The following is an 18,815-nucleotide window of genomic DNA, read 5'->3' on the forward strand; positions in this document are numbered from 1 at the left end:
CGGGCCTCCGACCTGCTCCGCGTGATCAGTTCTCGTCGATGTCGTCGAGCTCGGCGGCGATCCGCTGGGTGACCTCGCCGACCTCGCCCATGCCGTCGACGGCGCGGACCAGGCCGCGGGCGTCGTAGACGGCGATCAGCGGCTCGGTCTCGGCCAGGTAGACCTCCTGGCGGCGCCGGATGACGTCCTCGGTGTCGTCGGCGCGACCCTCGATCTGGGCGCGCTGCAGCAGTCGCGCGACCAGCTCGTCGGAGTCGGCCGTCAGCACCACGACCGCGTCGAGCTTGTGGTCGGACTCGGCGAGCATGCCGTCGAGCTCCTCGACCTGCGCGAGCGTCCGGGGGTAGCCGTCGAGCAGGAACCCGCCGGCCGCGTCCGGCTCCGCGATGCGGTTGCGCACCATGTTGTTGGTGACCGAGTCGGGGACGTACTCGCCGGCGTCCATGTAGCGCTTGGCCTCGACGCCGAGCGGCGTGCCCTGCCCGACGTTGGCGCGGAAGATGTCGCCGGTCGAGATGGCGGGGATGCCGAAGCGCTCGGCGATGAACGTGGCCTGGGTGCCCTTGCCGGCCCCCGGGGGGCCCATGATCAGAAGTCGCATTACCGCAGGAATCCTTCGTAGTTGCGCTGCTGGAGCTGGCTCTCGATCTGCTTCACCGTGTCGAGCGCGACGCCCACCATGATCAGGATGGAGGTGCCACCGAACGGGAAGTTCGAGTTCGCGTCGATCAGGACGAACGCGATGATCGGGATCAGCGAGATGAGCCCGAGGTAGAGAGCACCCGGCAGCGTGATCCGGGACAGCACGTAGGACAGGTAGTCCTGAGTCGGCTTGCCCGCCCGGATCCCGGGGATGAAGCCGCCGTACTTCTTCATGTTGTCGGACACCTCTTGCGGGTTGAAGGTGATCGACACGTAGAAGTAGGTGAAGAAGATGATCATCCCGAAGTACACGGCCATGTGCACCGGGCTGGCCTGGTCGACCAGGTAGGTGTTCACCCAGTCGAGGACGGCCGAGTCGCTGCTCTGGTTGAACTGCACCAGCATCGCGGGCAGGTAGAGCAGCGAGGAGGCGAAGATGACCGGGATGATGCCGGCCTGGTTCACCTTGAGCGGGATGTAGGTCGAGGAGCCGCCGAACATCTTGCGGCCGACCATGCGGCGCGCGTACTGGACGGGGATCCGGCGCTGCGACTGCTCGATGAAGATGACCGCGGCCATCACCATGAGGCCGATCACGACCACGATGCCGAAGGTCCACCAGCCCTGGCTCTTCTGGACCGCCCACAGGCCGGCCGGGAAGGTGGCGACGACCTGGGTGAAGATCAGGATGGACATGCCGTTGCCGATGCCGCGCTCGGTGATGAGCTCACCGAGCCACATGATGACGGCGGTGCCCGCGGTCATGGTGACGACCATGACCAGGAACGTCGTGGTGTTGTCGCTGTGCAGCAGCGGGTCGGGGCAGCCCTGGAGCAGGTTGCCCGACCGGGCCAGCGCCACGATGCCGGTCGCCTGGAGGACCGCGAGGCCCAGCGTCAGGTACCGGGTGTACTGGGTGATCTTGGTCTGGCCGGCCTGGCCCTCCTTCTTGAGGGCCTCCAGACGCGGGATCACGACGACGAGCAGCTGCAGGATGATGCTCGCGGTGATGTACGGCATGATGCCGAGCGCGAAGACCGTCAGCTGGAGCAGCGCTCCGCCGGAGAACAGGTTGACCAGGCTGTACAGGCTGGCGTTGTCGCCCTCCTGGACGAGGTTGATGCACCTCTCGACGTTGGCCACGTCGACCCCGGGCGCGGGGATCTGGGATCCGGCCCTGAAGATCACGATGATGAACAGGACGAACAACAGCTTGCGCCGCAGATCCGGGGTACGGAAGGCGTTCACGAACGCGCTGAGCACTCGGGTCCTCTTTCTATTCCTGGCCGCCGCGGATGGTGCTGCGGGTCTGGGACTGCTGACCACTGAACTCGCGTGCGAGCGGCCGCCGGAAGCCTAACAGGAGGGTGGGGGCACCCCGATCCCCGCATGGGGGCCCGGGGCGGGTGTTGCTGGTGGGACTGGTGAGCCGGTACGTCGGCAGCACCGTGCCCCAGATGCGCGAAAGGCGCGGCGGGGCGGCATGTCGCCGCCTCGCCGCGCCTTCGCAGCCGAGGTCACAGGACCGTGATGGTCCCGCCAGCACCCTCGATCTTGTCCTTCGCGGAGGTCGAGAACGCGTTCGCGCTCACGGCCACCTTGACGGTCAGGTCACCCTGGCCGAGCACCTTGACCGGCTCGCCCTTGCGGACGGCACCGCGGGCCACGAGGGTCTCCGGGGTGACGTCGCCACCCTCGGGGAACAGCTCGCTGATCCGGTCCAGGTTGACGACCTGGTAGGTCACCTTGAACGGGTTCTTGAAGCCCTTGAGCTTCGGGAGCCGCATGTGGATCGGCATCTGGCCACCCTCGAACGCAACCGGAACCTGGTTGCGCGCCTTGGTGCCCTTGGTACCGCGACCCGCGGTCTTACCCTTCGAACCCTCACCGCGACCCACACGGGTCTTGGCCTTCTTCGCACCCTCCGCCGGGCGGAGGTGGTGGAGCTTGAGAGTCATTGTCACTCGCCTCCGACAACCTCGACCGTCACGAGGTGACGGACGGTGTGGACCATGCCCCGGATCTCGGGACGGTCCTCCTTGATCACGACGTCGCCGATCCGCTTGAGGCCCAGGCTGCGCAGGGTCTCGCGCTGGTTGGCCTTGCAGCCGATCGTCGACTTCTTCTGCTGCACCTTCAGCTGCGCCATCAGACGGTCACACCCTCCGGAGCCTTGGCGGCGGCCGCGGCAGCGGCCTCGCCCTCGGCCTTGGCCTTCAGGAGCGCCGCCGGGGCGACGTCCTCGACCGGCAGGCCACGCCGCGCGGCGACCGACTCCGGCTGCTCGAGCAGCCGCAGGGCCTCCACCGTGGCGTGCACGATGTTGATCTGGTTCGACGAACCCAGCGACTTGCTGAGGACGTCGTGGATGCCGGCGCACTCCAGGACCGCACGCACCGGACCACCGGCGATGACACCGGTACCGGGGGCGGCCGGGCGCAGGAAGACCACACCGGCGGCCTTCTCACCCTGGACCGGGTGCGGGATCGTGCCCTGGATGCGGGGGACGCGGAAGAAGTTCTTCTTCGCCTCCTCGACACCCTTGGCGATCGCCGCCGGAACTTCCTTGGCCTTGCCGTAGCCGACGCCGACCAGACCGTCACCGTCGCCGACGACGACCAGGGCGGTGAAGCTGAAGCGACGACCGCCCTTCACGACCTTGGCAACACGGTTGATCGCGACGACACGCTCGACGTACTGGTTCTTGTCCGCGCCACCGCGGCGGTCGTCACGACCGCCGCGACCGCCACGGTCGCCACCCGAACGCTGTCCGCGCTGGGCTCCGCTCATGAGTCTGTCTCCCTTGTCTTTCTCGCGGTCAGAAGCTCAGGCCGCCCTCGCGGGCGCCATCAGCCAGGGCCGCGATGCGACCGTGGTACTTGTTACCGGCACGGTCGAACACGACCGCCTCGACGCCGGCGTCCTTGGCACGGGCGGCGACGAGCTCGCCGACCTTCTTGGCCTTCGCGGTCTTGTCGCCGTCGAAGGCGCGCAGGTCGCCCTCCATGGTCGACGCGGACGCGACGGTCTTGCCGACGAGGTCGTCGACGACCTGGACGGAGATGTGCTTGGTCGACCGGGTGACCACCATGCGCGGACGCTCGGCGGTGCCGTTGATCTTCTTGCGGCCCCGGATCTGGCGGCGCAGCTTGGAGCTGGCGCGCTTCGACAGGTTCCGCTGGTGCTTGAGGGTGATCGCCATGGTCACTTACCAGCCTTTCCGACCTTGCGACGGATGTGCTCGCCGGCGTACCGGACGCCCTTGCCCTTGTACGGCTCGGGCTTGCGGAGCTTGCGGATGTTGGCCGCGACCTCTCCGACGAGCTGCTTGTCGATACCGACGACACCCAGCTTGGTCGGGCCCTCGACGGCGAAGGTGATGCCCTCGGGGGCGTCGAAGATGATCGGGTGCGAGTAGCCGAGCTGGAACTCCAGCTGGGTCGGGCCCTTGGGGAGAACGCGGTAACCGACACCGACGATCTCGAGCTTCTTCTCGTAACCCTCGGTCACACCCACGACCATGTTGTTGATCAGGGTGCGGGAGAGGCCGTGCAGGGCCTTGCTCTCGCGCAGGTCGTCGGGGCGCTGGACGTCCAGGACGCCGTCGCCCTTCTCCACGGTGATCGGAGCGGCGACGGTGTGGCTCAGGGAACCCTTGGGGCCCTTCACCGTGACGGTCGCGCCGTCGATCTGGACATCGACACCGGCCGGGACCGGGACGGGCAGCTTGCCAATGCGGGACATAGCTGTGCTTCCTTTCCTGGTCTCGTCACCAGACGTAGGCGAGGACTTCCCCACCCACGCCCTTCTGGTTCGCCTGGCGGTCGGTCAGCAGGCCCTGGCTCGTGGAGATGATCGCCACGCCCAGGCCACCGAGGACCTTCGGCAGGTTGGTGTGCTTGGCGTAGACCCGCAGACCGGGCTTGCTGATGCGGCGCACGCCAGCGATGGAGCGCTCGCGCTGACGGCCGTACTTCAGCGTGATGGTCAGGGACTTGCCAACGCCGTTCTCGTTGTCGGCGACCTCGAAGGAGGTGATGTAACCCTCCTGCTTGAGGATCTCCGCGACGCCCTGCTTCAGCTTGCTGTACGGCATGGTCACCGCGTCGTGGTACGCCTGGTTGGCGTTGCGCAGACGCGTGAGCATGTCTGCGATCGGGTCAGTCATCGTCATGATGCGTTCTTTCTCGAAGTGGTTTCGCGGGAGCCTTCGGCCCTGCGACCTGCTACGTGTGTGAGTTGATTACCAGCTGGACTTGGTGACGCCGGGCAGCTCGCCGCGGTGCGCCATCTCCCGCAGGCAGATCCGGCACAGGCCGAACTTGCGGTAGACGGCCTTCGGGCGACCGCACCGCTGGCAGCGGGTGTAGCCACGAACCGCGAACTTGGGCTTGCGCGCGGCCTTCACCTTCAGCGCAGTCTTCGCCATGTCTCTATCTCCCTCTGCCTGCTCAGCGCTCGGCGAACGGGAAGCCCAGCTGCTTGAGCAGCGCGCGGCCCTGGTCGTCGGTCGTGGCGGTGGTGACGATCGTGATGTCCATACCGCGGCTGCGGTCGATCTTGTCCTGGTCGATCTCGTGGAACATGACCTGCTCCGTGAGACCGAAGGTGTAGTTGCCGCGGCCGTCGAACTGCTTCGGCGAGAGACCGCGGAAGTCGCGGATACGCGGCAGCGCGAGGCTCAGCAGGCGGTCCAGGAACTCCCACATGCGGTCGCCGCGCAGCGTGACGTGCGCGCCGATCGGCATGCCCTCACGCAGCTTGAACTGCGCGATGGACTTGCGGGCCTTGGTGACCGCCGGCTTCTGGCCGGTGATCGCGGTGAGGTCGCGGATGGCGCCCTCGATCAGCTTGGAGTCGCGAGCAGCCTCGCCGACACCCATGTTGACCACGATCTTGACCAGGCCGGGGACCTGCATGACGTTGTCGATCTCGAACTCGGACTTCAGCGCCGGGAGGATGTCCTCGCGGTACTTGGTCTTGAGCCGAGGCGTCACCTTCTCGGTGGTGGTCTCGGTCATGGTCAGATCTCCTTACCGGTCTTGCGGGAGATGCGGACGCTGCGGGTCGAGGTGTACTCGGAGCCGTCGGGACGGCGCTTGGTGACCTCGTCGCGGCGGTAGCCGACGCGGGTGACGCCGTCACCCTCGACCAGCATCACGTTCGACACGTGGATCGGCGCCTCGGTGGTGACGATGCCGCCGGTGTTGCCGGCGCGGCCACCCTGGTCGACGACCTTGGTGTGCTTCTTGATGCGGTTGACGCCCTCGACGATCACGCGCTGCTCCTCGCGGAGCACCTTGATGACCTTGCCCTCGGCGCCCTTGTCCTTGCCCGCGATCACCTTGACGGTGTCGCCCTTCTTGATACGGAGGTTGGGCTTCTTCATCACAGCACCTCCGGGGCGAGCGAGATGATCTTCATGAACTTCTTCTCGCGCAGCTCACGGCCGACGGGGCCGAAGATGCGCGTGCCGCGCGGCTCACCGTCGTTCTTGAGGATCACTGCGGCGTTCTCGTCGAAGCGGATGTAGGAACCGTCGGGACGGCGCCGCTCCTTGACGGTACGGACGACGACCGCCTTGACGACGTCACCCTTCTTCACGTTGCCGCCGGGGATGGCGTCCTTGACGGTGGCGACGATGGTGTCGCCGATCCCCGCGTAGCGGCGACCGGAACCGCCGAGAACCCGGATGCACAGGATCTCCTTGGCACCGGTGTTGTCGGCGACCTTCAGTCGCGACTCCTGCTGAATCATCGATTTCTCCTGGTTGTCGTGCCGGTTCTCGCCCCGTCAAGCGGAACGAGCCTGGCCGAACTGGTGAATTACTTGGCGCGCTCGAGGATCTCGACGACGCGCCAGCGCTTGGTCGCCGACAGCGGCCGGGTCTCCATGATGAGGACGCGGTCGCCGACGCCACAGGCGTTCTGCTCGTCGTGAGCCTTCAGGCGGCTGGAGCGGCGCATGACCTTGCCGTAGAGGGGGTGCTTGACCCGGTCCTCGACGGAGACCACGACGGTCTTGTCCATCTTGTCGCTGACGACGAGACCCTCACGGGTCTTGCGCGAGTTGCGCTCCACGGCCTCGGCCGAAACGTTCTCGCCCATCAGTTCTCCTCCTCAGCTGCACCCGGGGCGGTCCGGATGCCGAGCTCGCGCTCGCGCACCACGGTGTAGATCCGGGCGATGTCCTTCTTGACCGTGCGCAGACGACCGTGGCTCTCGAGCTGGCCGGTGGCCGCCTGGAAGCGCAGGTTGAACAGCTCTTCCTTGGCCTCGCGCAGCTTGACCTCGAGGTCGACGTCGTTGAGCTCGTCGAGCTCGTGGGCGTGCAGTGCGTTCGCCATCAGAACTCACCAGCCTCTCGCGTGATGAAACGGCACTTCATGGGGAGCTTGTGGATGGCCCGGCGCATCGCCTCGCGGGCGACGTCCTCCGGAACACCGGACAGCTCGAACATGACGCGGCCGGGCTTGACGTTGGCGACCCACCACTCCGGGGAGCCCTTACCGGAACCCATGCGGGTCTCGGCCGGCTTCTTGGTCAGCGGGCGGTCCGGGTAGATGTTGATCCAGACCTTGCCGCCACGCTTGATGTGGCGGGTCATGGCGATACGAGCGGACTCGATCTGACGGTTGGTCACGTAGTGACCCTCGACCGCCTGGATACCGAAGTCACCGAACGCCAGCGAGGTACCGCCCTTGGCAGCGCCCCGACGCTTGGGGTGGTGCTGCTTGCGGTGCTTGACGCGACGCGGCATCAACATGGGTCAGGACTCCGTTCCGGTGGTCGGCTCGGCGGCGACGGCCTCGGCAGCCTCCGCGGGAGCGGTGCTGGACTCGCGGTCCGAGCGGCTCGGGCGGTCTCCGCGCGACCCACGGGTCGGGCGGTCACCACCGCGGTTGGGACGACCGCCGCGGCCGGGGACACCGGCGCGGGCAGCGGCCTGGGCCTGGCGCTCGGCACGGGTGCCGGCGACCTCGCCCTTGTAGATCCAGACCTTGACGCCGATGCGGCCGAAGGTCGTGCGGGCCTCGTAGAAGCCGTAGTCGATGTCCGCGCGCAGCGTGTGCAGCGGGACGCGACCCTCGCGGTAGAACTCGGTGCGCGACATCTCGGCGCCGTTGAGGCGGCCCGAGCACTGGATCCGGATGCCCTTGGCACCGGAGCGCATCGCGGTCTGCATCGCCTTGCGCATGGCACGGCGGAACTGAACGCGGCCCGAGAGCTGCTCGGCCACACCCTGAGCGACGAGCTGGGCGTCGATCTCCGGGTTCTTGACCTCGAGGATGTTGAGCTGGACCTGCTTGCCGGTGAGCTTCTCGAGCTCGCCGCGGATGCGGTCGGCCTCGGCGCCACGGCGACCGATCACGATGCCCGGACGGGCGGTGTGGATGTCCACACGGACCCGGTCGCGGGTGCGCTCGATCTCGACCTTGGCGATGCCGGCCCGCTCCATGCCCTTGGAGAGCAGCTTGCGGATCTCGACGTCCTCACCGACGTAGGACTTGTACAGCTTGTCGGCGTACCAGCGCGACTTGTGGTCGGTGGAGATGCCGAGACGGAAGCCGTTCGGGTTGATCTTCTGACCCATTACTTGGTGCTCCCCTTCTTGACGACGTCCGCCGGCTGCACGGCCAGCGTGATGTGGCTGGTCCGCTTGTTGATCCGGGTGGCGCGGCCCTGGGCCCGCGGGCGCCAGCGCTTCATCGTCGGACCCTCGTCGACGCGGGCGACGGAGACGACCAGGTCGGCAGCGTTGAGACCCTCAGTGGTCTCCGCGTTGGCGACGGCGCTCTCCAGCACCTTGTAGACGGTGGCGGCGGCGGCCTGCGGCAGGAACTGCAGCGTGGTCAGCGCCTCGTCCACGGGAAGCCCGCGGACCAGGTCGACGACGCGGCGCGCCTTCATGGGGGTGATCCGCACGAAGCGGGCGGTGGCGAACGCACCCGGCTGGTCGCCGAGCAGCGACTCGCGCCGCGCGCTGGTGCGGTGACGCTCAGTGGTGCTCATCGACGGCGTCCCTTCCGGTCTTCCTTGACGTGTCCGCGGTAGGTGCGGGTCGGGGCGAACTCGCCCAGCTTGTGGCCGACCATCGAGTCAGAGATGAAGACCGGCACGTGCTTGCGACCGTCGTGGACCGCGATCGTGTGACCGATCATCGCCGGCACGATCATCGAGCGGCGCGACCAGGTCTTGATGACGTTGTGAGAACCCTTCTCGTTCTCGGCGTCCACCTTCTTCATGAGGTGGTCGTCGACGAAGGGACCCTTCTTCAGGCTGCGAGGCATCGCTGGTTACTTCCTACCCTTGCCGGACTTACGACGACGGATGATCTGGGCGTCCGAGGCCTTGCGCTTGCGCGTGCGGCCCTCGGGCTTGCCCCAGGGGGAGACCGGGTGGCGACCACCGGAGGTCTTGCCCTCACCACCACCGTGCGGGTGGTCGACCGGGTTCATGACGACACCGCGGACGGTCGGGCGCTTGCCCTTCCACCGCATGCGGCCGGCCTTGCCCCAGTTGATGTTCGACTGCTCGGCGTTGCCGACCTCGCCGACGGTGGCGCGGCAGCGCACGTCGACGAACCGCATCTCGCCCGAGGGCAGACGCAGGGTGGCACGCGAACCCTCACGCGCGACCAGCTGGGCGCTGTTGCCGGCCGAGCGGGCCAGCTTCGCGCCGCCGCCGGGGCGGAGCTCGATGCAGTGGATGGTGGTACCGACCGGGATGTTGCGCAGCGGCAGGTTGTTGCCCGGCTTGATGTCGGCGCCGACTCCGGCCTCGACGGTCATGCCCTGCTTCAGGTCCTTCGGCGCCACGATGTAGCGCTTCTCGCCGTCGGCGTAGTGCAGCAGCGCGATGCGCGCGGTGCGGTTGGGGTCGTACTCGATGTGAGCGACCTTGGCCGGCACGCCGTCCTTGTCGTAGCGACGGAAGTCGATGATCCGGTAGGCCCGCTTGTGGCCGCCGCCCTGGTGCCGGGTGGTGATCCGGCCCTGGTTGTTGCGGCCGCCCTTCTTGGGCAGCGGACGGGTCAGCGACTTCTCCGGCGTGGTCCGGGTGATCTCGACGAAGTCGGCCACCGAGGAGCCACGACGGCCCGGGGTGGTCGGCTTGTACTTACGGATAGCCATATCTCTTCAGTCCTTTACCCGCCCGGTCAGGAGACCGGACCTCCGAAGATGTCGATGCGGTGACCCTCGGCCAGGCTGACGATCGCGCGCTTGGTGTCCTTGCGCTTGCCGAGGCCGTAGCGGGTCCGGCGGGTCTTGCCCGGCCGGTTGAGGGTGTTGACCGACGTGACCTTGACGTTGAACACCTTCTCGACCGCGATCTTGATCTCGGTCTTGTTGGCGTCCGGGTGCACCAGGAAGGTGTACTTGTTGGCGTCGAGCAGGCCGTAGCTCTTCTCCGAGACGACCGGCGCGATCAGGATGTCGCGGTGGTCCTTGTGGAGCGTGCTCACTTGTCGTCCTCCTTGGTGGCGGCGCCCACGAGAGCGTCGAAGGCGGCCTTGCTGAACACCACGTCGTCGCTGGAGAGCACGTCGTAGGTGTTGAGCTGGTCGACGGCCACCAGGTGCACCTCGGGGGCGTTGCGCAGCGACAGCCAGGTGACGGTGTCGGTGCGGTCCAGCACCACGAGGAACTTGCGACGGTCGGTCAGCTCGAACAGAGCGGTCAGGGCGTTCTTGGTCGACGGCTTGTCGCCGGAGACCAGGCCCTCGACCACGTGGATGCGGTCGTGGCGCGCCCGGTCGGAGAGGGCACCGCGCAGGGCGGCGGCCTTCATCTTCTTGGGGGTGCGCTGGCTGTAGTCGCGCGGCTGCGGGCCGTGGACGGTGCCACCGCCGGCGAACTGCGGGGCGCGGGTCGAACCCTGGCGGGCGCGGCCGGTGCCCTTCTGCTTGTAGGGCTTACGGCCACCGCCGCGGACCTCGCCGCGGGTCTTGGTGGCGTGGGTGCCCTGGCGCGCAGCGGCCTGCTGGGCCACGACGACCTGGTGGATCAGGGGAACGTTGAGCTCGACGCCGAAGATCTCGGCGGGGAACTCGACGGAAACGGTCTTGGCCATGGTGATCAGCCCTTCTTCGCAGCCGTGCGAAGAACGACGACGCCGCCCTTGGGGCCGGGAACGGCGCCCTTGAGCAGGATGAGGCCCTTCTCCACGTCAACGGCGTGGACGGTGACGTTCTGGGTGGTGACGGTGTCGGTACCCATGCGACCGGCCATCCGCAGGCCCTTGAAGACGCGGCCCGGGGTGGCGCAGGCGCCGATCGAGCCGGGCTTGCGGTGGTTGCGGTGGGCACCGTGCGAGGCGCTCACGCCGGCGAAGCCGTGGCGCTTCATGACACCCGCGAAGCCCTTGCCCTTGCTGGTGCCGGTCACGTCGATGGCCTCGCCGATGGCGAAGGTGTCGACGTCCAGCTCCTGGCCGACGGTGTAGTCGGCGGCGTCGGCGGTGCGGATCTCGATCACGTGGCGGCGCGGGGTCGTGCCGGCCTTGGCGAAGTGCCCGGCCTGCGGCTTGTTGACCTTGCGGCCCTCGATCTCGCCGAAGCCGATCTGGATGGCGTTGTAGCCGTCCGGCTCGGGCTGGCGGACCTGGGTCACCACGTTGGTGGAGGCGGCGACGACGGTCACCGGGATGACCCGGTTGTTCTCGTCCCAGAGCTGGGTCATGCCGAGCTTGGTGCCGACAAGTCCCTTGACGTTGCGTTCGAAAGTCATAGAAATCAGCCTTCGCGTCAGAGCTTGATCTCGATGTCGACGCCCGCGGGCAGGTCCAGCCGCATGAGGCTGTCCACCGTCTTCGGGGTCGGGTCGATGATGTCGATGAGACGCTTGTGGGTGCGCATCTCGAAGTGCTCGCGCGAGTCCTTGTACTTGTGCGGCGAGCGGATCACGCAGAAGACGTTCTTCTCGGTCGGCAGCGGCACCGGGCCGGCGACCTTGGCACCCGTGCGGGTGACCGTGTCCACGATCTTGCGCGCCGAGGTGTCGATCACCTCGTGGTCATAGGCCTTGAGCCTGATGCGGATCTTCTGTCCCGCCATAGGTCTCTCTCGTCCTTCTGTGTCGTAACCGGATCTGCCAGCCCCGACCCCCGAGGTCGGGCGTGTCGCGTATTTTCGGAGCATGCGCGACCGCACTGGTCGTGGGTGGAACTCGTGTGTTGTGGGCCGCCCGACGCACACTCCTCGACGAAGCGGGCGTCGGACTGATCGGGTCTCCCCCGAGCGTCTCCCCCGATCCCTGATTCGGGTTCGGGGCATCTCTGCCGGGATCGGGACGCGACATACGTCGACCAACTGGGCAGGCTCACCGCGGATCGCTCAGCGAGCCGCGCGGGAGACACGATTCAGTAGTCAAGGTGTGGCGCACCCCGGCGACCCGCCGGAGCAACTTGACTATCTTGGCACCGATCTCGGGGAGGGCCAAATCGAAGAGGCGACCAGATCGCACCGCCGGCGCCTCGCAGCCTCGATGTGACCGAGATCACCGCACGGTACGCCGGGGGCCCGATCAGGCGCGGACCTGAGCCGTCAGCGCCAGCCCGCCGAGCACACCGGCCGCCAGGACCACCAGCAGGAGGACCGCGGTCCACAGCCCCGCCGGCAGCCGCGTCAGCCGGGCCAGCTGGTCCGCGTCGGTGCGGCCACGACCGGGCGCGGCGCTCGAGCGGCGCCGCTCGCCCCACAGCTCGAGCACGGCCCGCGGCGCCCCGAGCAGGAGCACCCAGGCGGCCAGGTGGGCGACCGCGGCGCGCACCGCGGGGTCGGCCCACCACGACAGCAGCGCCACCCCGGTGCCCACCAGGACCAGCACCAGCAGGCCGTAGAGGTTGCGGATCATCAGCAGCATCGCGGCCAGCAGCAGCACGGTGACCCACAGCGCGGCCGCGGCCCGGCCCGCCGCCAGCACGCCGGCGGCGGCCAGCCCGACCAGTGCCGGCGCCGGGTAGCCGGCCAGCACGGTGGCCACCATCCCCGGGCCGGTCGGCCGGCCGCGGGAGACCGTGACGCCCGAGGTGTCCGCGTGCAGCCGGATGCCCTGCAGTCGGCGGCCGCTCAGCAGCGCCGCCGCCGCGTGGCCGCCCTCGTGGGCGATCGTCACCACGTGCCGGGTGCGCCGCCAGGCCGGCCGCCACGCGACCAGCACCAGCGCGACCGCGAGCGTCCCCCACACCACGGCGACCCCGGGAGCGGGGTCGACCGCGACCAGGTCGTCGGCGATCCGTCGCACCACCGCGCCCGCGTCGTCCACGGGGCGGACCCTACCGAGCCGGCGGTCGGCGGCAGCTCAGCGACGCAGGCGGCGGACCAGGAGCACCGCCAGCACGAACGACAGCAGCCCGATCGCGACCTGCTTGCCGTAGGTCCTGAGCAGGACCGGCACCACGGTGGCGCCGAGGTCGATGGCGTCGTCGGCCGCCGGTGGCGCTGCCGCCGGTGGCGCGGCGGCGACCCCGGGCTCCCCCGCACGGGCGGCCTCGACGGCGTCCGCCGCGCCCGCGGCCTCCACCGGCTCCACGGCCTCAGCGGCGTCGGTCCCGCCGCCCTCCTCCGGTCCCTGCTCGGCGGCCGCGGGCTCCTGCTCGGCCGCCAGCCGCTGCTCCAGGCAGGTCATGAACTGGCCCAGCAGCTTGTCGGAGACGTCCTGCATCACGCCCCGGCCGAACTGCGCCGGCTTGCCCGTGATGCTCAGGTCGGTGACCACCTCGACGTGGGTCGCCGACTCCCCCTCGGGCGCCATCGACACGGTCACCGTGGCTCCGGCGGTGCCGTTGCCGCGCTTGTCGCGCCCCTTGGCCTCGACCACGAACCGGCGCGCCTCCGGGTCGCTCTCCACGAAGGCGCCGGAGCCGGCGTACACCAGGGCGATCGGGCCGAGCTTGACCTTGCAGCTGCCCTCGAAGGTCGCCATCCCGGCGTCGTTCTCGCCGACCGAGGTGACCTTCGCGCCGGGGAAGCACTCGGCGAGCCCGCCGATGTCCTCGAAGTGGTCCCAGGTCGCCTCGATCCCGGTCGGGACGGTGAAGGAGTGGGTGAGGTCCACGCGGCGCCGCCCCTCAGCCGCCGACGCCGGCCGCGGCGAGCACGGCCCGGCGGGTCAGCACGGTGGCCAGGTGCCGCCGGTAGTCGGCGTCCCCGTTGAGGTCGCTGGGCGGGTTGGTCCCGTCGGCGGCGAGCGCCGCCGCGGCGGCCACGCTCTCCTCGGTGGCCGGGGAGCCGGCCAGCGCCTGCTCGGTGGCGGTGGCGCGCAGCGGGGTGGCACCCATGTTGGTCAGCCCGACCCGGGCCTCGGCGATCGTGTCACCGTCCATCCGGACCGTCGCCGCCACGGCGACGATCGGCCACTGGTGCGCGATCCGCACGAACTTCTCGTACGCCGCGCCCCAGCCGTCGTGCTTGGGCACCCGCACCTCGGTCAGGATCTCGTCGTCGGAGATGTCGGTCTCGAAGAGGTCGACGAAGAAGTCCGCCGCCGACACGGTCCGGGTGCCCCCGGCCCCCTGGATCACGAACGTCGCGTCCAGCGCGAGCGCGGGAGCGCCCAGGTCCCCGGCCGGGTCGGCGTGCGCCAGCGCCCCGCCGAACGTGCCGCGGTGGCGCACCTGCGCGTCGGCCAGGTGGGTGATCGCCTTGCTGATCAGCAGCGCGTGCTCGTGCACCAGGGCGCTGTGCCCGACGTCGTGGTGGGTGGTCATCGCACCGATCGCCAGGTGGTCGCCGCCGTCCCGGACGCCCTTGAGGTCCGGGATCCGGCCGAGGTCGATCACCCACTCGGGCGCGTTGAGCCGCATCCGCAGCACCGGCAGCAGGCTCTGCCCGCCGGCGATGATCTTGGCGTCGTCGCCGTGCTCGGCGAGCGCGGCCAGCGCGTCGGCGACGGTGGCCGGGGCGACGTACTCGAAGGCCGCGGGGATCATGCCGAGGCTCCTTCCTGGAGGGCCCGCCAGACTCTCTCGGGCGTGCAGGGCATCTGGATGTCGTTGACGCCGAGGTGGCGTACCGCGTCGACCACGGCGTTGACCACCGCGGGGGTGGAGGCGATGGCGCCGGCCTCGCCGACCCCCTTCGTGCCGAGGGTGTTGGTGGTGCACGGGGTGTAGGTGTGGTCGATCTGGAAGGAGATCGTGTCGGCCGCGGTGGGCAGCAGGTAGTCGACGAACGAGCCGGAGACCAGTGTCCCGTTCTCGTCGTAGACCGCCTCCTCCCACAGCGCCTGGGAGATGCCCTGGACCAGCCCACCGTGCACCTGGCCGGCGACGATCAGCGGGTTGATGATGTTGCCGATGTCGTCGCAGCAGGCGTAGGCCCGCAGCTTCACCGCGCCGGTCTCCGTGTCGACCTCGGCCGCGCACAGGTGGGTGCCGTGCGGGTAGTTGAAGTCGATCGGGTCGTAGGTCGCGTCGGCGTCCAGTCCCAGCTCCATCCCTTCGGGGTAGTCGTGCCCGGCGAACGTCGCCGTGGCCAGCTCGGCCAGCGCCATACCCTGGTCGGTGCCGCGCACCGTGAACCGGCCGTCGGCGAACTCCAGGTCCTCGGCCGAGGCCTCGAGCAGGTGCGCGGCCAGCGCGCGGGCCTTCTCGATCACCTTGTCCGCGGCGCGCACCAGCGCCTCCCCGCCGACCACCAGCGAGCGCGAGCCGTAGGTGTCCATGCCGCGCGGCGCCACCAGGGTGTCGCCGTGGTAGACCTCCACGTCCTCGAACGGCACGCCGAGCCGGTCGGCCACGATCTGGCTGAACGCCGTCTCGTGACCCTGCCCGTGGGCGCTGGCCCCGGTGATCACCTCGACCTTGCCGAGCGGGGTCATCCGGACGCTGGCGGCCTCCCATCCGCCGGCCCCGTAGTTGAGGCTGCCGAGGAGCCGGGACGGCGCCAGGCCGCACATCTCCGTGAACGTGGACACGCCGACGCCGAGCTGCACCCGGTCGCCCCGGGCCCGGCGCTCGGCCTGCTCGGCCCGCAGCGCGTCGTACCCGATCATCTCCTTGGCACGCGCGGTGGCGGCCTCGTAGTTGCCGCCGTCGTAGGTCAGACCCGCGACCGTGGTGAACGGGAACTCGTCGTGCTTGATCCAGTTCCGCTCGCGGATCTCCAGCGGGTCCACGCCGACCTCGGCGGCCAGCTCGTCCATCATCCGCTCGATCGCGAAGGTCGCCTCCGGCCGGCCGGCGCCGCGGTAGGCGTCGGTCCACGTCTTGTTGGTGAGGACGCCGAGCACCTGGAACCGATAGGCGGCGAACTTGTAGATCGCGTTGTACATGAAGGCGCCGAGCACCGGGGTGCCGGTGCCCAGCAGGGCGACGTAGGAGCCGAGGTCGGCCAGCAGGTCGGCCTTGAAGCCGGTGACGTGGCCGTCCTTGTCGGCGGCCAGGGTGAGCCGCTGCCACTGGTCGCGGCCGTGGTGGCCGGAGAGCAGCGACTCCGAACGGGTCTCGGTGTACTTAACCGGCTTGCCCAGCCGCCGCGCCGCCGCCCACACCAGCCACTCCTCGGGGGTGACCTGCAGCTTCCCGCCGAACCCGCCGCCGACGTCGGGCGCGATCACCCGGATCTTCGACTCCGGCACGCCGGTGGTCGCGGCGAGCGCGAACCGGACGACGTGCGGGATCTGCGTGGCCGACCACATGGTCAGCTGATCGCCGGTCGGGTCGACGACCACCGAGCGGGGCTCCATGAACGCCGGGATCAGCCGCTGCTGGCGGTACTCGCGCTCGATCAGGATGCCGTCCTCGCGGGCCCGGGTGATCGCCTCCTCGACATCGCCGCCGGTGCCCGCCTCGCCCGAGTCGAGGACCCAGAACGCCGACTTGTTGGTCCCCAGGTCCGGGTGGGCCAGCACCTTGTCCTCGGCGGCCTCCTTGAGGTCGAGCGCGGCCGGCAGCTCGTCGTAGTCGACGTCGACCAGCTCGGCGGCGTCCCGGGCCGCGGCGGCCGAGCGGGCGACGACGATGGCCACGACCTCGCCGGCGAAGGTGACCCGGTCCGCCGGCATCGGCGAGTGGGCCGGGGTGACCTGGTCCTCGGTGACCGGCCACGCGTTGATGCAGACGCCGAGCTCCTCGCCGAAGTCGGCGCCGGTGAGCACCGCGACCACGTTCGGCGCGGCCTGCGCCTCGGCGGTGTCGATCGAGGCGATGGTGGCGTGCGCGAAGGGGCTGCGGACCATCGCCATGTGCAGCATGCCGGGGAGGACGATGTTGTCCGTCCACCGGGTGCGGCCGGTGATCAGCCGCTGGTCCTCCTTGCGGCGGCGCTCGCGGCCGATCTCGGCGGCCGCGGCCGCGTCCTGGGTCGCGGTCATGCCGTCACCCCCTCACCGGCGCCGGAGGCCTGCGCCGCGGCGGCGTGCTGCACGGCGCGGACGATGTTGTGGTAGCCGGTGCAGCGGCACAGGTTGCCCTCGAGGCCGAGCCGGATCGCCTCCTCCGACGGGTCCGGGTTGTCGTTGAGCAGGTCGATCGACTGCATGATCATCCCCGGCGTGCAGAAGCCGCACTGGAGGCCGTGGCACTCCCGGAACGCCTCCTGCACGGGGTGCAGCGTGCCGTCGGCGGCGGCCAGCCCCTCGACGGTGGTCACCTCGCTGCCGTCGGCCTGGACCGCCAGCACGTTGCACGACTTCACGCTGGTGCCGTCGAGGTGCACGGTGCAGGCGCCGCAGCTGCTGGTGTCGCAGCCGACGACGGTGCCTGTCTTCCCGAGCTTCTCCCGCAGGTACTGGACGAGGAGCATCCGGGGTTCGACGTCGTCAGCGACCTGCTGACCGTCGACGGTGAGACTGATCCGGGTCATGACTCTCCCTTGAGCGCGTGGGACCTGTGATGTGGCTCACGCTAGGAAGGGCTGGTTGGTTCCCGGTAGGTCAGCGGCCCGCGACGGCCAGCCGGGCCTTGAGCAGCGCGACCGCCGGGTGCCGCACCCGTTCCCCGTCCAGCCGGTCCAGGCACGCCTCCAGCACGGCGGTGTCGTACGGCGCCAGCTCGCTGAACCGCAGCACCGCGTCGGGCTGGGGGTCGGCCAGCAGCGCCTCGCGGACCGCGACGGCGACGTACTCCCCCGTCTCGGCGAGCGCCGGGCTCTCCGTGCCGGGCAGCAGGTCGCCGCCGTACGCGTCGACCGCGGCGGCGACCCGGCCGCAGCGGAGCAGGGTCAGCACCCGGTCCACGTCGGTGGCGATCGGCATCAGCAGCCGGTAGGGCCGGGAGGCGAGCTGGCCCGAGAGCGCGTGGCGCAGGTGGGAGACCTCGGCCTTGAGGGTGGAGAAGGTGACCGCGTGGTCGCCGTAGAGCATCGCGTGCAGCTGCTCCAGGGAGAGTCCGTCGGGGTGCAGCGCGAGCAGGGCGAGGATCTCGGTCTGCCGGCGGTTGAGCAGGAGCGGTTGTCCGTCGACCCGCACCTCGGTCGCGCCGAGCAGCCGCAGCAGCAGGCCGGGCTCGTCCGCCGCGGCACCGGGGGCGCCCCCGACCGCCGGGTGCATCCGGCTCAGCGGCATCGCCTGCTCCACCATCCGCGCCAGCACCCGGACGGTCGCCATCCCGATCGGGTGGGTGCGGTCCCAGGTGGTGGAGATGTCGATGACCCCGAGGCGCGCGCCGCTGGCCGGGTCGTGCAGCGGCGCGGCCCAGCAGACCCAGTTGTGCACGATCGGCGCGAAGTGCTCGGCGCTGAAGACCGTCGCCGGCCGATCCAGCCGGTTGGCCAGGTCGAGCGCGTTGGTGCCGACGGACCGGTCGTCCCACCGGCCGCCGGGGACGAAGTTGACGGTCTCGGCCTTGTTCCGCATCGCCCGTCCGCCGTAGGTCCACAGCAGCCGGGTGTCGGGGTCGGTCACCGCGATCACCAGGTCGCCGTCCTCGGCGGTGCGGCGCAGGTCGGCCTCGACCCGCTCGACCGCGACCTGCAGCGGGGAGCCGCTCCAGAAGGTGCTGGTCTCCTGCTCGTCGGCGAGCGGGGCGCCGATCAGGTCGGGCGCCACGGTGGGGCCGGAGCGCGCCCAGCTGGCGAGGATCTCGGGCCGCACCCGCGGCGCCACCCGGTCGCCGTCCTCGACGAAGGTGGTCCAGGCCGCCAGGGTGTCCCGCCGCCGTTGGTCGAGATCCCTCATGCCGCCAATCTAGCCCGCGGTGTGACGCCCATCACTCGTCTAGATCGGGTAGCCG

28 protein-coding genes and 1 pseudogene are annotated in these 18,815 nt (G+C 69.7%); all 29 read right to left on the minus strand.

Annotated features, from left to right (window positions below; genetic code table 11):
• Nucleotides 1-25: 25 nt before the first annotated feature.
• Entirely contained in the window at nucleotides 26-601 is a 576-nt protein-coding gene (locus ABLM29_RS03590; protein ID WP_349712459.1) for an adenylate kinase, read from the minus strand.
• Nucleotides 601-1,905 (minus strand): preprotein translocase subunit SecY, encoded by a 1,305-nt coding sequence (gene secY, locus ABLM29_RS03595; RefSeq protein ID WP_349712460.1) that lies wholly within the window; start codon nucleotides 1,903-1,905, stop codon nucleotides 601-603. The genes ABLM29_RS03590 and secY overlap by 1 nt, the downstream gene beginning before the upstream one ends.
• A 254-nt stretch (nucleotides 1,906-2,159) precedes the next feature.
• Nucleotides 2,160-2,600 (minus strand): 50S ribosomal protein L15, encoded by a 441-nt coding sequence (gene rplO, locus ABLM29_RS03600; RefSeq protein WP_349712462.1) that lies wholly within the window; start codon nucleotides 2,598-2,600, stop codon nucleotides 2,160-2,162.
• 2 nt (nucleotides 2,601-2,602) lie between these two features.
• Complete coding sequence (gene rpmD, locus ABLM29_RS03605) at nucleotides 2,603-2,791, minus strand: 50S ribosomal protein L30 (RefSeq protein WP_349712463.1); 189 nt, start codon at nucleotides 2,789-2,791, stop codon at nucleotides 2,603-2,605.
• On the minus strand, nucleotides 2,791-3,432 hold the full coding sequence (gene rpsE, locus ABLM29_RS03610; protein ID WP_349712464.1) for a 30S ribosomal protein S5: 642 nt from the start codon (nucleotides 3,430-3,432) through the stop codon (nucleotides 2,791-2,793). The genes rpmD and rpsE overlap by 1 nt, the downstream gene beginning before the upstream one ends.
• Before the next feature lie 28 nt (nucleotides 3,433-3,460).
• On the minus strand, nucleotides 3,461-3,844 hold the full coding sequence (rplR, locus tag ABLM29_RS03615; protein WP_136595029.1) for a 50S ribosomal protein L18: 384 nt from the start codon (nucleotides 3,842-3,844) through the stop codon (nucleotides 3,461-3,463).
• A 2-nt stretch (nucleotides 3,845-3,846) separates the two neighbouring features.
• Entirely contained in the window at nucleotides 3,847-4,386 is a 540-nt protein-coding gene (rplF, locus tag ABLM29_RS03620) for a 50S ribosomal protein L6 (RefSeq protein WP_349712465.1), read from the minus strand.
• A gap of 25 nt (nucleotides 4,387-4,411) precedes the next feature.
• Nucleotides 4,412-4,816 (minus strand): 30S ribosomal protein S8, encoded by a 405-nt coding sequence (gene rpsH / locus ABLM29_RS03625; RefSeq protein ID WP_349712466.1) that lies wholly within the window; start codon nucleotides 4,814-4,816, stop codon nucleotides 4,412-4,414.
• 69 nt (nucleotides 4,817-4,885) lie between these two features.
• The gene (locus tag ABLM29_RS03630) at nucleotides 4,886-5,071 is read right to left on the minus strand and encodes a type Z 30S ribosomal protein S14 (RefSeq protein WP_011757321.1); all 186 of its coding nucleotides are present in this window, start codon (nucleotides 5,069-5,071) and stop codon (nucleotides 4,886-4,888) included.
• Nucleotides 5,072-5,093: 22 nt separating this feature from the next.
• Entirely contained in the window at nucleotides 5,094-5,663 is a 570-nt protein-coding gene (gene rplE, locus ABLM29_RS03635; RefSeq protein WP_349712467.1) for a 50S ribosomal protein L5, read from the minus strand.
• A 2-nt stretch (nucleotides 5,664-5,665) separates the two neighbouring features.
• Nucleotides 5,666-6,031: a 50S ribosomal protein L24 gene (rplX, locus tag ABLM29_RS03640; protein ID WP_349712468.1), complete on the minus strand. Its 366-nt coding sequence runs from the start codon at nucleotides 6,029-6,031 to the stop codon at nucleotides 5,666-5,668.
• Nucleotides 6,031-6,399 carry a 50S ribosomal protein L14 gene (rplN, locus tag ABLM29_RS03645; protein ID WP_136594893.1) on the minus strand — a complete coding sequence of 123 codons (369 nt, stop codon included), beginning with the start codon at nucleotides 6,397-6,399 and terminating at the stop codon, nucleotides 6,031-6,033. The genes rplX and rplN overlap by 1 nt, the downstream gene beginning before the upstream one ends.
• 68 nt (nucleotides 6,400-6,467) lie before the next feature.
• The gene (rpsQ, locus tag ABLM29_RS03650; protein WP_136594894.1) at nucleotides 6,468-6,749 is read right to left on the minus strand and encodes a 30S ribosomal protein S17; all 282 of its coding nucleotides are present in this window, start codon (nucleotides 6,747-6,749) and stop codon (nucleotides 6,468-6,470) included.
• Nucleotides 6,749-6,988: a 50S ribosomal protein L29 gene (gene rpmC / locus ABLM29_RS03655; protein WP_349712469.1), complete on the minus strand. Its 240-nt coding sequence runs from the start codon at nucleotides 6,986-6,988 to the stop codon at nucleotides 6,749-6,751. Before rpmC ends, rpsQ begins: the two co-directional genes overlap by 1 nt.
• Nucleotides 6,988-7,407 carry a 50S ribosomal protein L16 gene (gene rplP / locus ABLM29_RS03660; protein WP_038681126.1) on the minus strand — a complete coding sequence of 140 codons (420 nt, stop codon included), beginning with the start codon at nucleotides 7,405-7,407 and terminating at the stop codon, nucleotides 6,988-6,990. The genes rpmC and rplP overlap by 1 nt, the downstream gene beginning before the upstream one ends.
• A 3-nt stretch (nucleotides 7,408-7,410) precedes the next feature.
• Nucleotides 7,411-8,235: a 30S ribosomal protein S3 gene (gene rpsC, locus ABLM29_RS03665; protein ID WP_349712470.1), complete on the minus strand. Its 825-nt coding sequence runs from the start codon at nucleotides 8,233-8,235 to the stop codon at nucleotides 7,411-7,413.
• On the minus strand, nucleotides 8,235-8,654 hold the full coding sequence (gene rplV, locus ABLM29_RS03670) for a 50S ribosomal protein L22 (protein WP_349712471.1): 420 nt from the start codon (nucleotides 8,652-8,654) through the stop codon (nucleotides 8,235-8,237). Before rplV ends, rpsC begins: the two co-directional genes overlap by 1 nt.
• Nucleotides 8,651-8,932: a 30S ribosomal protein S19 gene (gene rpsS, locus ABLM29_RS03675; protein ID WP_136594898.1), complete on the minus strand. Its 282-nt coding sequence runs from the start codon at nucleotides 8,930-8,932 to the stop codon at nucleotides 8,651-8,653. Before rpsS ends, rplV begins: the two co-directional genes overlap by 4 nt.
• A 6-nt stretch (nucleotides 8,933-8,938) precedes the next feature.
• Complete coding sequence (gene rplB / locus ABLM29_RS03680) at nucleotides 8,939-9,775, minus strand: 50S ribosomal protein L2 (RefSeq protein ID WP_349712472.1); 837 nt, start codon at nucleotides 9,773-9,775, stop codon at nucleotides 8,939-8,941.
• A 26-nt stretch (nucleotides 9,776-9,801) separates the two neighbouring features.
• Nucleotides 9,802-10,107, minus strand: a complete 306-nt coding sequence (gene rplW / locus ABLM29_RS03685) for a 50S ribosomal protein L23 (RefSeq protein ID WP_349712473.1) — start codon at nucleotides 10,105-10,107, stop codon at nucleotides 9,802-9,804.
• A 20-nt stretch (nucleotides 10,108-10,127) separates the two neighbouring features.
• Nucleotides 10,128-10,715 (minus strand): annotated as a pseudogene (gene rplD / locus ABLM29_RS03690) (50S ribosomal protein L4); the annotation flags it as partial.
• 5 nt (nucleotides 10,716-10,720) lie between these two features.
• Complete coding sequence (gene rplC, locus ABLM29_RS03695) at nucleotides 10,721-11,371, minus strand: 50S ribosomal protein L3 (protein ID WP_349712475.1); 651 nt, start codon at nucleotides 11,369-11,371, stop codon at nucleotides 10,721-10,723.
• Nucleotides 11,372-11,388: 17 nt separating this feature from the next.
• Nucleotides 11,389-11,697, minus strand: a complete 309-nt coding sequence (gene rpsJ, locus ABLM29_RS03700) for a 30S ribosomal protein S10 (RefSeq protein WP_007078637.1) — start codon at nucleotides 11,695-11,697, stop codon at nucleotides 11,389-11,391.
• A gap of 469 nt (nucleotides 11,698-12,166) precedes the next feature.
• Nucleotides 12,167-12,907: a M50 family metallopeptidase gene (locus ABLM29_RS03705; protein WP_349712476.1), complete on the minus strand. Its 741-nt coding sequence runs from the start codon at nucleotides 12,905-12,907 to the stop codon at nucleotides 12,167-12,169.
• A gap of 36 nt (nucleotides 12,908-12,943) precedes the next feature.
• Nucleotides 12,944-13,699, minus strand: a complete 756-nt coding sequence (locus ABLM29_RS03710; RefSeq protein ID WP_349712477.1) for an SRPBCC family protein — start codon at nucleotides 13,697-13,699, stop codon at nucleotides 12,944-12,946.
• A 13-nt stretch (nucleotides 13,700-13,712) separates the two neighbouring features.
• Nucleotides 13,713-14,573 carry an FAD binding domain-containing protein gene (locus ABLM29_RS03715; RefSeq protein ID WP_349712478.1) on the minus strand — a complete coding sequence of 287 codons (861 nt, stop codon included), beginning with the start codon at nucleotides 14,571-14,573 and terminating at the stop codon, nucleotides 13,713-13,715.
• Nucleotides 14,570-16,957, minus strand: a complete 2,388-nt coding sequence (locus tag ABLM29_RS03720; RefSeq protein ID WP_349712479.1) for a xanthine dehydrogenase family protein molybdopterin-binding subunit — start codon at nucleotides 16,955-16,957, stop codon at nucleotides 14,570-14,572. The genes ABLM29_RS03715 and ABLM29_RS03720 overlap by 4 nt, the downstream gene beginning before the upstream one ends.
• Complete coding sequence (locus tag ABLM29_RS03725) at nucleotides 16,954-17,448, minus strand: (2Fe-2S)-binding protein (protein ID WP_349712480.1); 495 nt, start codon at nucleotides 17,446-17,448, stop codon at nucleotides 16,954-16,956. The genes ABLM29_RS03720 and ABLM29_RS03725 overlap by 4 nt, the downstream gene beginning before the upstream one ends.
• A gap of 70 nt (nucleotides 17,449-17,518) precedes the next feature.
• Nucleotides 17,519-18,760 carry a transcriptional regulator gene (locus tag ABLM29_RS03730; protein ID WP_349712481.1) on the minus strand — a complete coding sequence of 414 codons (1,242 nt, stop codon included), beginning with the start codon at nucleotides 18,758-18,760 and terminating at the stop codon, nucleotides 17,519-17,521.
• Nucleotides 18,761-18,815 lie beyond the last annotated feature (55 nt).

Origin of the sequence: Nocardioides sp. YIM 152588 (assembly GCF_040191335.1) — a bacterium.
Taxonomy (GTDB): domain Bacteria; phylum Actinomycetota; class Actinomycetes; order Propionibacteriales; family Nocardioidaceae; genus Nocardioides.